This is a genomic window from Foliimonas ilicis, from assembly GCF_039939195.1.
Taxonomy (GTDB): Bacteria; Pseudomonadota; Alphaproteobacteria; order Rhizobiales; family Rhizobiaceae; genus Foliimonas; species Foliimonas ilicis.
This window is the reverse complement of record NZ_JBDUUH010000016.1, coordinates 64,715-78,921: the sequence shown is the minus strand read 5'-3', so window position 1 is coordinate 78,921 and position 14,207 is coordinate 64,715. Positions and strand designations below refer to the sequence as shown.

Annotated in this window: 11 protein-coding genes and 1 pseudogene; 9 read left to right on the top strand and 3 right to left on the bottom strand. The window is 59.6% G+C overall.

Annotated elements, in window-relative coordinates:
- Nucleotides 1-21: 21 nt before the first annotated feature.
- The gene (locus ABFT80_RS25720; protein WP_347974804.1) at nt 22-399 is read right to left on the bottom strand and encodes a LysR family transcriptional regulator; all 378 of its coding nucleotides are present in this window, start codon (nt 397-399) and stop codon (nt 22-24) included.
- Between the two features lie 262 nt (nt 400-661).
- Between ABFT80_RS25720 and ABFT80_RS25715 the strand changes: the two genes are divergently transcribed.
- The 8 genes from ABFT80_RS25715 to ABFT80_RS25680 are packed head-to-tail and all read left to right on the top strand — an operon-like array spanning nt 662 to nt 8,702.
- On the top strand, nt 662-2,932 hold the full coding sequence (locus tag ABFT80_RS25715; RefSeq protein WP_347974803.1) for an acetate--CoA ligase family protein: 2,271 nt from the start codon (nt 662-664) through the stop codon (nt 2,930-2,932).
- On the top strand, nt 2,929-3,753 hold the full coding sequence (locus ABFT80_RS25710) for an enoyl-CoA hydratase/isomerase family protein (protein ID WP_347974802.1): 825 nt from the start codon (nt 2,929-2,931) through the stop codon (nt 3,751-3,753). The genes ABFT80_RS25715 and ABFT80_RS25710 overlap by 4 nt, the downstream gene beginning before the upstream one ends.
- Nucleotides 3,754-3,784: 31 nt before the next feature.
- Nucleotides 3,785-4,549 carry an ABC transporter ATP-binding protein gene (locus ABFT80_RS25705; RefSeq protein ID WP_347974801.1) on the top strand — a complete coding sequence of 255 codons (765 nt, stop codon included), beginning with the start codon at nt 3,785-3,787 and terminating at the stop codon, nt 4,547-4,549.
- Nucleotides 4,549-5,373, top strand: coding sequence for an ABC transporter permease (locus ABFT80_RS25700; RefSeq protein WP_347974800.1), 825 nt, complete (start codon nt 4,549-4,551; stop codon nt 5,371-5,373). The genes ABFT80_RS25705 and ABFT80_RS25700 overlap by 1 nt, the downstream gene beginning before the upstream one ends.
- Before the next feature lie 59 nt (nt 5,374-5,432).
- On the top strand, nt 5,433-5,852 hold the full coding sequence (locus ABFT80_RS25695) for a thioesterase family protein (RefSeq protein WP_347974799.1): 420 nt from the start codon (nt 5,433-5,435) through the stop codon (nt 5,850-5,852).
- Between the two features lie 23 nt (nt 5,853-5,875).
- Entirely contained in the window at nt 5,876-6,649 is a 774-nt protein-coding gene (locus tag ABFT80_RS25690; protein ID WP_347974798.1) for a class II aldolase/adducin family protein, read from the top strand.
- Between the two features lie 12 nt (nt 6,650-6,661).
- On the top strand, nt 6,662-7,639 hold the full coding sequence (locus ABFT80_RS25685) for a 2-hydroxyacid dehydrogenase (RefSeq protein ID WP_347974797.1): 978 nt from the start codon (nt 6,662-6,664) through the stop codon (nt 7,637-7,639).
- A gap of 31 nt (nt 7,640-7,670) precedes the next feature.
- On the top strand, nt 7,671-8,702 hold the full coding sequence (locus ABFT80_RS25680; RefSeq protein WP_347974796.1) for an adenosine deaminase: 1,032 nt from the start codon (nt 7,671-7,673) through the stop codon (nt 8,700-8,702).
- 132 nt (nt 8,703-8,834) lie between these two features.
- On the opposite strand, the pseudogene ABFT80_RS25675 reads toward ABFT80_RS25680, so the two are convergent.
- Nucleotides 8,835-11,676: pseudogene (locus tag ABFT80_RS25675) on the bottom strand (Tn3 family transposase).
- 126 nt (nt 11,677-11,802) lie between these two features.
- On the opposite strand from ABFT80_RS25675, the gene ABFT80_RS25670 reads away from it, so the two are divergent.
- Nucleotides 11,803-12,417 carry a recombinase family protein gene (locus tag ABFT80_RS25670; RefSeq protein WP_347974795.1) on the top strand — a complete coding sequence of 205 codons (615 nt, stop codon included), beginning with the start codon at nt 11,803-11,805 and terminating at the stop codon, nt 12,415-12,417.
- A gap of 66 nt (nt 12,418-12,483) precedes the next feature.
- Here ABFT80_RS25670 and ABFT80_RS25665 read toward each other — a convergent pair whose 3' ends face one another.
- Nucleotides 12,484-14,010: a sensor histidine kinase gene (locus tag ABFT80_RS25665; RefSeq protein WP_347974794.1), complete on the bottom strand. Its 1,527-nt coding sequence runs from the start codon at nt 14,008-14,010 to the stop codon at nt 12,484-12,486.
- Nucleotides 14,011-14,207 lie beyond the last annotated feature (197 nt).

The window sequence follows — 14,207 nt, the reverse complement described above, 5'->3', positions numbered from 1 at the left end:
GTCGATGTCGTCGTTTGAAAGTCAGCGTTGAACGTGTATCCCTGTGTGCCGGTCGCAAAATTTTGGGATGGCCGGACCAATGATCCTTCGGCCGAGCCCTTGCGGAACGCTCAGGCGGATGGTTCCCGATGGTTGGCCGGACATATCGGCAACGGCGGCTTCTGCGGCAGCGACGTTGTCGATGATCTTCCCCGCAGCCGCATAGAAGACCATGCCATGCTCCGTCGGAATCAGCCTCCGTGTTGATCTGTTCAGCAATCGCGCCTGAAGTGTCGCTTCCAGACTGACAATCAATGTCGACACCCTTGCGGCATCCATCCGCAGATCGCGACCGGCGGCCGACAGGTTACCAAGCTCCACGACGCGCCTGAAGACCGTGACCGCGTTCAGGTAGTCCATCTGGAAGTTCTACGTTTTCGGGTCACTGGCTTGCCGTATCTCGACGCGCCGTCCAATGGCGGCGGTGCGGGGCGCAGCACAGCTGGGCCGCCTCTCGCCCGTTTCTGGTTGATCGGCGAAAAGGCTATGACAGGGCGGGAACGTCAGGAAGGCACCGAAATTAGCAAAGCCGGTTCCTCGAATTCGAACATAGACGCTGGCGAGCCCGTCAGCGCGATGACTATGTTCTAATTTTTCGCACACGGAACCCGCAAAACTGTGTTTGACTGCGACATTTACCACTCTACGGTTTGAAGCTGGCACGTCGCCTGAAATAAGCGGGCAAATAAACCGCACTCAGGCGACGCGCGACAATGGGAACAAAAATCGTCACAAGCAGCTCGAGCGGTGCACCTTGCATAAGTTATCCTCTCTATTGTCTCCTCGTTCTGTTGCCATCCTGGGCGCGTCTTCTCGTCCCGAAGCGCTTGGCAACACAGTGATCAAGAATCTGATCGCGAAAAACTATGCGGGGAACATCTACCCGGTTCATCCGACAGCGGACGAAGTGCTCGGGCTCCAATGCTACGCTTCGCTGGAGGCGTTGCCGGAGGCTGTCGACTGTGTCGTCATCGCCCTGAGCTACGACAAGGCGTTGCCGGCGCTGGAACAGATGAACGCGCTCGGCACGAAGAGCGCAGTCCTGTTTGCCAGCGGTTTCGCCGAAACCGGCGCCGAAGGGAAAGCCCTTCAGGACCGCATCGCCGCATTCTGTCTTGCAAACGATATCAACCTGTGCGGCCCTAATTGCCTTGGTCTCTACAGCGCACACGAAGGCGCAGCACTCTATAGCGCGGCACTTTCGGAAAGCCTGATCCCCGGCGATCTGGCGCTGATTTCGCAGTCGGGCTCAGCCTGCATCGCATTGAGCAGTCTCCAGCGCTTCGATTTCAGCTACCTGATCTCGCTCGGCAACGGCGCAGTCACTGACATCTCGGATTATCTGGATTTCGTCGCCCAGGATGAAGCAACGCGCGTCGCTGCGCTGTTCGTGGAGACCCTCCATGACCCGGATCGGTTTGCAGCGGCGGCAGCGAAGATGCGCAAGGCGGGCAAGCCAATCATCGCCCTGAAGGTCGGTCGGTCGACCTCCGGCGCGGCCGCCAGCGCTGCGCACACAGGCGCTATCGCCAGTTCGGACACGGCGCTGCAGGCATTTTTCCGGCGGAACGGCGTCATCCTTGTCGAGGACTACGACGAGCTGGCCGAAACCTGCGCGCTGTTTCTCGGTTGCCGGCGATCCCCTGAGGGCTCGGGATTGGGCGTGTTGAACGTAAGTGGTGGCGAACTGGCCATGACCTGCGACATCGCAGAGCGTTTTGGCCTTGAATTGCCAGCCCTCGAAGACACGACGGTCGCGACCTTGCAGGCTACGCTGCCAGCCTTTGCATCGCCCCGCAATCCGCTGGACGCTACAGGCGTCGCCGTCTTCGATACGAATATGTACAAGGCTTGCCTGCGCGCGCTGGCCGCTGACCCGGGCATCGCGCTGGTCGCCGTCTCGCAGGATTGTCCGTCCACCCTCGGAACGGATCAGGCTGCTACCTACGAGAAGCTGGCGATCGCAGTGAAAGAGGTCGCCGAGGACATCTCGAAGCCGGTTGTCTTCTTCAACAATCTGTCGACTCCGGTTCATCCTGACATTCTGCGGCCTCTGCGTGCCGCAGGAGTGCCGGTGCTCTCCGGAATGCGCAATAGCCTGAAGGCCCTTTCATACCTGTTTTCACAGGCGAGCCAGCTCGAAGGCAGTGATTCTGAAGCCGACCATTCCTTGCTGCGTCAGGATGCATGGGTCAGTCGGCTTGCGGACACAAGGCCACTTACAGAACGTGAGAGCAAGGCGTTTCTAGCCGCCCACGGGATTACCGTGACACGCGAATTCCTTGCGACAAGCGCTGATCAGGCGGTCGGCCACGCGGACAAGATCGGCTATCCCGTCGTGCTCAAGGTGGAATCGAAGGACCTTCCGCACAAGAAGGAAGTCGATGGTGTCATGCTGCGCCTCGCGAATGCTGAGGAGGTCAGCGCCGGCTTTGACCGACTGCTCGAACGGGTAAGGCGCAAGGCGCCGAATGCCGAGATCGAGGGCGTGCTTGTCCAGGAGATGGTCGACGGCGGGCTAGAGGCGATCCTAGGCGTTGTCAGCCATCCGCCGTTTGGTCCAGGCATTGTCGTGGGCGCCGGCGGTATGCTGGTCGAGATCCTCGAAGACAGCGCTTTCGAGCTCGCGCCCGTCGACCCCGACCTTGCGACCGAGATGATTGCGCAGACCCGTTTCAGCAAATTGCTCGCAGGCTTTCGCGGGGCACCTGCCGGGGACCGGCAAGCACTCGCCAACGCCCTTACCCGGCTATCGCAGATCGCGCAGGCCTACAGGCACGAGTTGACAGCCGTGGACCTGAACCCTGTCGCGGTGCGCAGTATTGGACATGGTGCCATCGTGCTGGACGCGCTCGTGATCCAGAAAAGCGTTCAAATCCAGGAGCCGCAATGACCTACGAAGCGATCGAACTCACTGTTGAGGGGCCCGTGGCCATGCTCACCTTGGCGCGGCCCGACAAGATGAACGCGCTGAACGACCAACTGCTCGAAGAGATGCAGAATGCTCTGGACAAGATCGAGCGGAATAGGGAGGTGCGCGTCGGCATCATCACCGGGAAAGGCAAAGCCTTCTGTGCAGGATTCGATCTCGCACCGAGAGATGAACCCTTCACAACGGTTCAGGATTGGCGCGAGCACGTCAAACTCGGCAACGACACTTGGTGGAAAATCTGGAAGTCGCGCCTTCCCTACATTGCGGCGGTCAATGGATACGCGCTCGGCGGCGGCTGCGATCTCACGATGGTCTGCGACTACACGCTTTCTGCATCTTCAGCCACTTTCGGCGAACCTGAAGTCCAGTTCCAGTCGGCTCCCCCCTTCAACATCACCCCGTGGATCATGGGGATGAAGAAGGCTAAGGAATTCCTTCTCCTTGGAGATCGCGTCGACGCGGAGCAGGCCGAGAAGCTTGGCCTCGTCAACCGGATTGTCGCACCAGAAACCCTGCTGGACGAGGCAAGGAGCCTGGCCCTGCGCTTTGCCCGGTTGCCCCCTCCCGCCGTGGAGCTCAACAAGGCCGGTCTCAATCGGGCATTCGAAATTCGTGGGTTCAGCTCGACGATCGAGTACGGCGCGGAAGTCTTCACGCAGGTCCTGATGTCCGATTCGGCAGAGGCGACGGAATTTTTCCAGCGGATCGACCGCGACGGCCTGAAGGCCGCGTTCAAATGGCGCGACTCCCAGTTCGCAGACGATGCCACGGCGCGAAAATGAACACCGCAACTCCTGACGACGGGGGTAAGTCGTGATTGAAGTATCCGGCCTGAACAAGATTTACGAGACGCGCGAAGGCGAGGCCATTCGAGCGCTGCACGAGGTGAACTTCTCCATCGCCGAAGGGGAGTTCGTAACCGTTGTCGGACCGAGCGGCTGCGGCAAGACAACGCTCCTGAAAATCCTTGCCGGGATTCTGAGGCGAACATCGGGAGACGTCGTTCTCAATGGCAAGCCTACCGACGGCCCAAGCCGGCAGGTTGGCGTGGTCTTCCAGGCCCCGGTTCTGCTGCCGTGGCGCACTGTGATCAAGAACATCCTGCTGCCAAGCGAACTGCACGGGAAGGTGTCCAACGAGCGGATCGACAGGGCCAGGGGACTTATCGAGATGGTTGGGCTGAAGGGGTTCGAGCAAAAGTACCCCAACGAACTTTCCGGCGGAATGCAGCAACGTGTCGGCATAGCGCGCGCACTGGCGCACGACCCATCCTTCCTCCTGATGGATGAGCCCTTCGGCGCGCTCGACGCGATGACCCGGGAGAACATGAATCTCGATCTGCTGCGTATCCGCTCGGAAAGCGGGAAGACGATCTTTCTCGTCACTCACAGCATCCCTGAGGCGGTGTTTCTTGGTGACCGTGTGATCGTCATGTCGCCCCGGCCAGGTCGGATTGCCGAGATTCTCGACGTCGATGTTCCGAAGCCGCGACGCCTGGAGATGATCAATTCGGAGCGCTTCGGACAGATCGTTTCGCGCATACGCACACACTTTAACTCGCAGACGGGGCTGGACTGATGAGCAGTACGACCGCAAGCAAGAAACCCACGAGGTTTTCGCCACCGACCTACACCTTGGAGTACACGGTATCGCTCGTCTTCTTCCTCGTCGTCATCGGCGTTTGGGAGTGGTCGGTTCAGTTCTTCGGTGTGTCACCTCTGGTCTTCCCGACGCCGTCAGCCACGCTGAGCTCATTATGGCGCACGATCGCGGACGGGACCATGACCTACCATTTCCTCGTCACTGCATTCGAAACGCTGGCCGGCTTTTTCGTCGGGGCCATACTGGGTTTGCTGCTGGGTGGGATCATTGGTCAGTCTGCATTCATAGAGCGGGTGTTCTACCCTTATGTCATTGCTTTTCAGACGATTCCAAAGGTGGCGATCGCGCCCCTCTTCGTGATCTGGTTTGGCTTCGGTATGACGTCGAAGGTCGTCATCACCGCGACGATCGTGTTCTTTCCCGTACTCGCCAACACGATCGTCGGGCTCCGCTCAGCACCGCAGGAGCAGCATGATCTACTGACTGCGTTCGACGGTTCTCGCTGGCAGGTTTTCAAGTACATCAAGATACCCAATGCGCTGCCCTACGTCTTCGTCGGCTTCGATGTTGGCATCGTTCTCGCTATTATCGGCGCCATCGTCGGCGAGTTCGTCGGATCACAGGCCGGGCTCGGCTACCTCATCCTTCAGCGCAATTTTTCCATGGATACGGCTGGCGTCTTCGCGATCCTGATCGTGCTTTCGCTGATGGGAATCGGCCTGCACGGCATCATGCAATTCATAAAGCGGCGCGTTGTTTTTTGGGTTAACCACGACGCTGATCAGGTATCCGGCGCATGACCTCCGGAGCCCACCTGCGCGCTGTCATTTCATAAGCAACAACCGTTCGGGGAAGTACTATGACCGAGATTGAAACTGGGGCAACGACAACCACTATCCTTACCGTGGAGCAACAGCATCTGGCCGAGCAATTGGCGCTGGAGCCTGGCGAAAGCTTCCCCGCCGTGTTTTCGACGCCGTGGCTCCTCGCGCAGATCGAAAGGACGGCAGCGAAGGCGCTCCACCCTCTCCTGCAGGACGGACAGCTTTCGGTTGGAGCCCGCGTATCGCTCGAACACGTTGCCCCTACACGCGTTGGGGGCGAGATCACGGCATATGCGCGGTTCGTAGGAACCGAGGGGTCGCTTTTCCTCTTCGACGTGTGGGCGGAGGACAAGGCGGGCCTTATCGGCAAGGGGACTCATGCGCGCGCGATCGTCCCGAAGGCGGCTGTCGAAAAGAGCGCTGGAAAAAGACATAGCCTTACTTCCAACAACTAACGGACGGCCAAGAGGAAAAACCGATGAAAATGAATCAGGATTGGAGTGACAGCAACACCGAGCAAGGAGCTCGAGAGGATCTCGCCGCAGCCTATCAGCTAGCGGCGCTCTTTGGTTGGGACGACAGCATTTATACACACTTCTCTATGCGAGTGCCCGGCACCAAGGATCACTTCCTCATCAACCCGTTCGGCCTCCTTTTCAGCGAGATCACGGCATCGTCTCTCGTCAAGATCGATACCGAAGGAAACAAGGTCGAGGCCTCGGACTACGACGTCAACCCGGCCGGGTTCACCATACACAGCGCGATTCATATGGCGCGGCACGACGCTGCCTGTGTCATCCACACTCACACAATCGGCGGCGTTGGTGTCTCATCCCTCGAACAGGGCTTGCAGCCGACCAACCAGTGGGCGTTCCAGTTCTACAACCGGGTTGCCTACCACGATTTCGAGGGCCTCGCTCTCAATCTCGAAGAACGGGAACGTATCGTCCAAAGCCTTGGGCCGACGTCTCGCTCGCTGATCCTGCGCAATCATGGTCTGCTGACTGTCGGTCGCACAGTCTCGGAAGCTTTTATCCTCATGCACAATCTCGAGCGCGCCTGCCGGGTTCAGCTCGCCATCGAGGCGACGGGACAGCAAGTGCGGCAAGTGTCCCTCGAAACACGCGAGCACACGGCAAGGCAGTTCGAGCGCGGCGGCTCGAACGAAGGCCAGGCCGATCCGCTGGCTCGAGAGTGGTACGCGTTTCGCCGCCAGCTTGAGATGCGGTTTGGCACCTCCTACCTATCCTGAGACGGACGTCAGATGATGGCCGGAACCTTGATCAATGACGCCGAACTTGGGCAGGTGCAGGCGTCGATTGTGTTACTTGGCAGCGATGCGGCCAATCTCGCGGCGGCTTTCAGAGATCGCTATCCGAATATTGATCTCCGCTTTAGTGATCAGTTGGGCGATGCATCCGACATTGAGGCCGCAGTGTGCTGGCGACCGCCGACGGGCATTCTGGGCGGACTTACCAACCTGCGTTTGATTCAGTCTTCCGGCGCGGGCGTCGATCATCTGTTGGCAGACCCCGAATTGCCGCCCGAGGTGACGGTTTGCCGGGCGTCGGATGACGACATGGGGCGGGGCATGGCCGCCTATGTCTGTTGGGCGGTCGTCAGCCATCAGCGCCAGCTGGACGACTATGCGGACGACCGGGAGTTAAAGAGCTGGCATCAACGCCCCGTGCGTTCGACCGCGACCCATACCGTCGGGATACTCGGGACCGGCAATCTTGGCTCCGTTTGCGCGCAGGCCCTCACCACCTTGGGGTATCCTGTTCGTGGCTGGCGGCGCCGATCGAGCAGGCCAGCGCCACATTTTTCCAGCCTCTTTCAGGGGCGGGAAGAACTGGAAAGTTTCCTCCGTGATTGCCATTGCCTGGTCTGCCTTCTTCCGCTTGCCAGTTCGACCCGCGGATTTCTCTCCTCGTCCCTCTTTGCCCACCTGCAGGACGGCACCCACCTAATCAATGTCGGGCGGGGCGAGCACCTGATAGAGGCAGATCTTTTCGACGCTCTCTCCGCCGGCAGCATTGCCGCCGCGACGCTCGATACGTTCATCCAAGAACCGCTGCCACGAGAACATCCTTTCTGGGGCGAGCCTCGCATCCGCATCACGCCGCACATTGCAACGCGATGCACGCCTGCGTCAGTTGCGGATCAGACCTTGAGGAATCTCCTCTCAATACGCAACGGCAGAAAACCGCAGCAAGCAGTCGACCCTTTAACCGCACAGTGAGGGCGCGTCGTCAACGCGTGAGGACATGAGAATGAACAATATACAGGACTTCATCCGAGGAATCCCGAAAGCTGAGTTGCATATGCACATCGAGGGCTGCATCGAGCCTGACATGATGTTTGCGCTCGCCCAGCGCAACAGGATACCGCTGCGCTGGGATTCCCCTGATGCGCTGCGCTCCGCCTACCAGTTCGACGATCTGCAATCGTTCCTCACTCTCTATTTCGAGGGGTGCAAGGTGCTCGTGCAGGAGCAGGACTTCTACGATGTGACCTACGACTATCTCGTGAAGGCGCACGAGGAGAACGTTGTGCGGGCGGAACTGTTCATCGGTCCGCAGAGCTTCACCGAGCGCGGCACCCCTCTGACCGAGCTGATGGAAGGTGTGTTGGGAGCAATTCGGGATGCCGAGAAGGCGTTGGGGATTAGTGCCGGACTGATCGTCAGCACCCACCGGCACAGGTCGGAGGCCGATGCCTTGGAGCTGCTCGACACCATCATGCCGTGGCAGGACAGGATTTTGGGCATCGGTATGGGCGGTGCGGAGCTGCCCAACCCGCCATCGAAATTTGTCAACTACTTCCGAACATGTCGCGAACGGGGTTTCCGCACCTGCATCCATGCCGGCGAGGAAGGGCCGGCCGACTATGTGCGCCAAGCGGTCGACTTGCTCAAGGTGGACCGGATCGACCACGGAAACGCCTGCCTTTCGGATCCGGCCCTTGTTGCGGAACTGGTTGAAAAGCAAATCGCGCTCACAGTGTGCCCGGTGTCAAACCTGAAACTCAGTGTCGCTTCGTCGCTTGATGCCCATCCGTTGCGCAGACTGCTCGACGCCGGGTTGAAGGTGACCATCAACTCTGATGACCCGCCGTACTTCGGCGCCTACGTGAACGACAATTTCCTTCAATGCCAGACGGCACTCGATCTGTCGGGCGAGGAGATCATTGCTCTTGCCCGAAACAGTATCACCGGCTCGTTTCTTCCGGCGCATGAGATGCGCGTCCTGGTCTCGAAGTTGGACGAATATTGCGCCGGCTTCCAGACGCGCGGAACCAATTGAATGTTTGTTGAACTGCGTCGGAGGAACGGATGACTGGGACGTTTCGAGCACTTATGATCGTGGATCACGATGGCAAGCCGAAGGCCGAGTTTCGCCAGTGGGGTCGTTTGCGGGAGGGGGCGGAATCCTACGCTAAGGCTTTGGCCAACGATATTCTCCGGTAAGATTGATGTGCTCCCATCCAAGCGGCGAGACATGGGCCAGCAGATCGGGCAATAGCAATTTTCCCTCGCGTTTCTGGTTGGCGACGACTTCGCCCAGCTTCATGGTGTTCCAGAAGATGATGATCGCGGCGAGCAGGTTCATACCGGCGATCCGGTAATGCTGGCCTTCGGCGGAACGGTCGCGGATTTCACCCCGGCGATGGAAGCTGATTGCTCGCTTCAGCGCATGATGCGCTTCGCCCTTGTTGAGCCCGATCTGGGCGCGGCGTTGCAGGTCGGCGTCCAGAATCCAGTCGATCATGAACAGGGTTCGCTCGACGCGGCCGACCTCGCGCAAAGCCGTGGCAAGTTCGTTCTGCCGCGGATAGGAGGCGAGCTTGCGCAGTATCTGGCTGGGCGCGATGCTTCCGGCCGCAATGGTGGCGGCGATGCGTAGGATGTCGGGCCAGTTGCGCTCGATCATGGCCTGGTTGATCTTGCCGCCGATCAAGGCCCGCAAGTGCGCCGGGGCGGCCGATGGATTGAAGGCATAGAGTCGCTTGGACGGCAGATCCCGGATGCGAGGGGCAAACCGGTAGCCGAGAATGGCGCACGCGGCAAAGACGTGATCGGTGAAGCCGCCCGTGTCGGTGAACTGCTCGCGGATATGGCGGCCAGCGTCATTCATGAGCAGGCCGTCGAGGATATAGGGGGCTTCGCTCGCCGTTGCAGGAATCACCTGGGTGGCGAACGCCGCATATTGGTCGGAGACGTGGCTATAGGCTTTCAGGCCCGGGGTATTGCCGTATTTCGCGTTGACCAGGTTCATGGCTTCGCCCTGCTCTGTGGCGGCGAAGAACTGGCCGTCGCTCGAAGCCGAAGTGCCCATGCCCCAGAATTGGGCCATGGGTAACGCTGCCTGCGCCTCGACCACCATAGCCAGCGCCCGGTCGTACGCTTCGCCTTCGACATGCCACCGTCCAATGCGGATCAACTCCCAGAAGGTGTGGGTGTTTGTGGCGTCAGCCATCTTGCGCAGGCCGAGGTTGATCCCCTCCGCAAGGATGACGTTCATCAGCCCGATCCGGTAAAGCCGGTCGCTGCATCCACTTCCAACAAGAGATCGGTGATGCGCGTGGACGGTACATGCTTATAGAGATCGAGCACCAGATCTTCGGCGCCGGTCGGCGCGGCGGCTTCGAGCTTCTCGATATGCAGAACGCCGTTTTCGATCGACCCGCCGGGAATTGTGCCGGTGCGCGCGGCGCGGCCCAGTTCGCGCAACCGGATATCGAGGCGAGCTTGCCGGTCCGTTAGCCATTCTTCCGGCCGCAATGGCACGGCGAGACGACCGCCTTTCGCCACTGCCTGCGCAGGAACGAGAGCCTGTTTCAGATCACCATAGCGTCGGGATCTGGCCAGCCAGACATCCCCGGAACGGAACGCATCGCGCAGATGGAACAGCACCGCGATCTCCCAGAGGCGGGTGTCGCCAGACGCCTGGGCACGAAGGTGGCGATGCCATTTCGAGCTCGGCCGCAGGAAGCAGGTCAGCGCTGCATCGTTCAAACCAGTGCGCAGAACCATCACCGCTTCCAGAAGCGGCAGCGCGACTGGTGCGGCCCGAAGTTCGAGCAGACGCAACATACGGGGAGCATAGCGGCGGAAACGATGATAGCCATCGAGCACGTGGTTGAGTGGATCGCCAGACATGGTCGCAGTCAGACTGATCGCGGTGGCAACAAGGGTTTTGAAGCCGTCCCAACCCGATGCGCGCGCAATGACGTCGTCCAGAGGCTGGCCATCATCCTGTGCATCGACCAAGGCTCCGCCGATTTCGGCGAAGGATCTCAAGGTGTCGCGCACCGCGTTCGCTTCATCCGCGACCTTCGCCTGGCAAATGCGCTCCGAAGCACGGTAGAGCCTGCCTACGATCCGGTCATGGGTTTCGACCACGACGTCGGCGAGCATCGCCTGCCATTCTGATGCGCACACGGCCAGAATCGCAAGCCGCCTGTCCTCCGGGAGATCACGCATGCCGTCGGCGTAATACCGCTCGCCCTGCCTGCGCAGACGTGTCACCCGATGGGCAGGAACACCGGCCAGCAAATCCTCGGGAAGATCGACACGTTGCAGGTATTCCAACCGGTCGAGCAGCCGGTTGGCCGACGAAGAGTTCGAGCTAGGCTCAAACTGCCGCAGCACACGAAGCGGGTCACCCGATCGTCCGTCGTCTCCTCGAGCAATGCCAGTAACTGTTCCCGGATCGGCATGGACAACCGGCTGGCGATCCTCGTCTCGGTCCGCCGCTCGGCGTCGATCAGGGCCGTGGCGCAAAGCCGCTCGATCGTCGATGTTGCAGGAAGGACCGTGCGAGTTCGACGGCACTCGACCACGAAGCGACGGGCGACATCCTCGTTCGACACCGCCAGTTCGGCCTCCCGGAACAACCAGTCCCTCAGCTCGCGCGCACCGCGTCCGGAGAAGGTGCGGAATCTGTAGAGCGCCCGCAACTCGGCTAGATGCTCGTGCCGTGTCTCCTCGCGAGCGGCATAGTCAACGAGATCGTCGGCATTCAAGCCGAGTTGCGCTCCGATGAACTCGACGACCTCTGCCAGTATCAGCTCGCCCGGAGCCAGCACTCGACCAGGATAGCGCAGAACACACAATTGCAGGGCGAAGCCGAACCTGTTGTGAGCGCGGCGGCGCTGTCTGATGTGCCCGAGATCCTCGTCACTCAGGGTATAGTGTTTGAGCAAATCCGCCTGCGAGGTCGGCAGGCGCAACAGCACATCCTTCTGCCGATCGGTTAAAGTGACGCGACGCGGCATCGATGTTCCTTTTTCAAATGGGGGGTAGTGTTCAAGACGCTTTGTTTATGAAGCTGGTTGAGATACGTTTCCAGTGGTCGATGCAATCGCGGCCAAAGCACCGCCTCAAACCAACGTTTAAGAAACATGCTGATCGGATATGCCCGCGTCTCAAAAGCCGACGGCTCGCAGTCCCTCGATCTGCAGCACGACGACCTGCGCGCTGCAGGCGTCGAACAGGACAACATCTATGAGGATCGCGCTTCCGGCAGTCGGGATAATCGGCCTGGTTTAGCCGCTTGCCTCAAATCTTTGCGCGACGGCGACGTACTGGTGGTCTGGAAGCTTGATCGCCTCGGACGGTCGCTTGCCCATCTGGTCAACACTGTGAAGGACCTATCAGAACGGAAGATCGGCTTACGTGTGCTGACTGGAAAAGGCGCTCAGATCGACACCACGACCGCATCCGGCCGCATGGTGTTCGGTATCTTCGCTACCCTCGCCGAATTCGAACGGGATCTGATCCGCGAGCGGACGATGGCCGGCCTCGCCGCCGCTAGAGCGCGCGGACGAAAGGGCGGGCGAAAATTTGCCCTCACCAAAGCTCAGGTGCGCCTCGCGCAGGCCGCCATGGCGCAACGCGACACGTCCATTTCCGATCTGTGCAAGGAACTCGGGATCGAGCGCGTCACCCTCTACCGCTACGTCGGCCCGAACGGCGAACTCAGGAACTACGGAAAGCGTGTCCTCGGCTTAGAGTAGGATTTCGCCCTCTCCCGCAAACGACCCCATGTTGTGATTGTCTACGCGTCCTGCGAGAATTGCCGGTTATTTCGCCGCCGGGAAACGAATGATGATGGTTGTGCCGTTTGAAGTGTCGGTTTCCAGTGTACCGCCTATCTGAGCGGTGAACCCGGCAATCAGCTTGCTGCCCATTCCCTTTAGTGTTTGTTGCGGGACGTAACCGGGTCCATCATCGCTGATCAGCAGACTAGCTGCTCCGGCGTCCGCAGACAGTTGCACCAGAAGGTGGCCCTTCCCTTTGTTGAAGGCGTATTTGAAGGCGTTCGATACTGCCTCGTTGACGATGAGACCGAGCGGAAGACCGTGGTCCCGCTCTATGCTGACCGGTTTCATTTTAAACTCGATCTCGATGTCGCCCGGAAAGCCCGTAGCAATATCCCTCACCAGCCGCTTGATATATGAAGCGAAGTCAAGCTGGTCAAACTGGTCAAACTCATAAATTTGTTCGTGGACAGCAATCATTGCGGCGATGCGACGAGACATGTCTGCCTTGCTTTCCTCCGGTAGCGGCTGCAGCCGCAAAAGCGAGGCAACAGCCTGAAGATTGTTCTTCACCCGGTGATGAATCTCACGAAGCAGGAAGGCATTCCGCTCCAGCGCTTGCTCAAGTTGCTCGCGTCGCATGACGTCACTGCGAAGAAGGCTCGCGATCCACAGCGTACCAAGCACCATAAGCGCGATACTTGGCAGACTAACCACCAGCCCGCCGACAAGGTTGCCGCGAAAATACCGGAGGACCTCGCCCCGCTCGACCCCGGTCGTCGCCACGAGCGGCCAATCCTCGACCTTGTGATAACCGACAATCCGGGAAATGCCGTCGGCGGGAGATACCGCGCTGTGATAGAACCCGCTCAAATGTTGATTTAGATATTCGGTAAACAAAGGCGTTCCGCTGAAATCCATCGGCCGGTCGAGTTGGGGATGGCGGGCGATCAGCCAACCATCCGTGCGGATGGCGGAAACCGTCGAGTTGGGGCCCAATTCCATTGCGCTCCAAAACTCGTCCATAGTTCGCGTGGGGATGGCAATGCTGGCTGCGCCATGGAACCTCCCGCCGCGCGAGATGCGGCGTCCAATGACGAAGACTTGTTCCCCGCTGAGGCGTTCTTCGAGTTGCGGCGAGATGACGATCATTTCACCACTTTCCAGTCGCTTGAAATATTCGCGATCGGAGACATCGATTCCGACAGCCTCCGGGACACTCGACAGCCTCAGCCGCCCGGTTTCGTCGTAAACCGAATACTGGAACCCTTCAGGAAGATCGCCGACTGCCTGACTGATGTCGGCGATGGCGCTGACGGAATCCCGGACCGGATCGTTTCCGAGAGCAGAGTCGATGCGACGAAGAGCCTGATCGCTCGCCTCGATCATCCACTCCAGATGCGCAGCCACAATCTGTGCTGACGAGGCCGCCTTGGCCTCCCCGGCTCTCAGGGCTGACGAATAACTCTGCCAGATCATGAGACCTGCGAGCGCGAGGATGGCTGTGAGCAGAAATATCGCGAATCCAATCGCGGCCAGTGGGGTGCTGATCGAAAAGCCCAGTCTCATCGGGCGACCATTTGCAATTATCACACGTCCCCCAAACTGGTGCACCTGAACTGCGCGTAATATATTGATGTATTCCTATTATCGATCCAGCGAAAGGATATCGTGGCATAACTTCATGCAAAAGCTGCACCCGGCAAAGGTGTGTTTCCGGACGCAGTTGAGGATCAAGGAGGATTGATAATCGATCTGGCAAACAA

What these genes read in the sequence shown, in the direction of transcription:
- ABFT80_RS25670 (WP_347974795.1), top strand. Translation starts at nt 11,803, where the DNA reads ATGCTGATCGGATATGCCCGCGTCTCAAAAGCCGACGGCTCGCAGTCC.
- ABFT80_RS25695 (WP_347974799.1), top strand. Translation starts at nt 5,433, where the DNA reads ATGACCGAGATTGAAACTGGGGCAACGACAACCACTATCCTTACCGTG.
- ABFT80_RS25685 (WP_347974797.1), top strand. Translation starts at nt 6,662, where the DNA reads ATGATGGCCGGAACCTTGATCAATGACGCCGAACTTGGGCAGGTGCAG.
- ABFT80_RS25710 (WP_347974802.1), top strand. Translation starts at nt 2,929, where the DNA reads ATGACCTACGAAGCGATCGAACTCACTGTTGAGGGGCCCGTGGCCATG.
- ABFT80_RS25700 (WP_347974800.1), top strand. Translation starts at nt 4,549, where the DNA reads ATGAGCAGTACGACCGCAAGCAAGAAACCCACGAGGTTTTCGCCACCG.
- ABFT80_RS25680 (WP_347974796.1), top strand. Translation starts at nt 7,671, where the DNA reads ATGAACAATATACAGGACTTCATCCGAGGAATCCCGAAAGCTGAGTTG.
- ABFT80_RS25720 (WP_347974804.1), bottom strand. Translation starts at nt 399, where the DNA reads ATGGACTACCTGAACGCGGTCACGGTCTTCAGGCGCGTCGTGGAGCTT.
- ABFT80_RS25690 (WP_347974798.1), top strand. Translation starts at nt 5,876, where the DNA reads ATGAAAATGAATCAGGATTGGAGTGACAGCAACACCGAGCAAGGAGCT.
- ABFT80_RS25665 (WP_347974794.1), bottom strand. Translation starts at nt 14,010, where the DNA reads ATGAGACTGGGCTTTTCGATCAGCACCCCACTGGCCGCGATTGGATTC.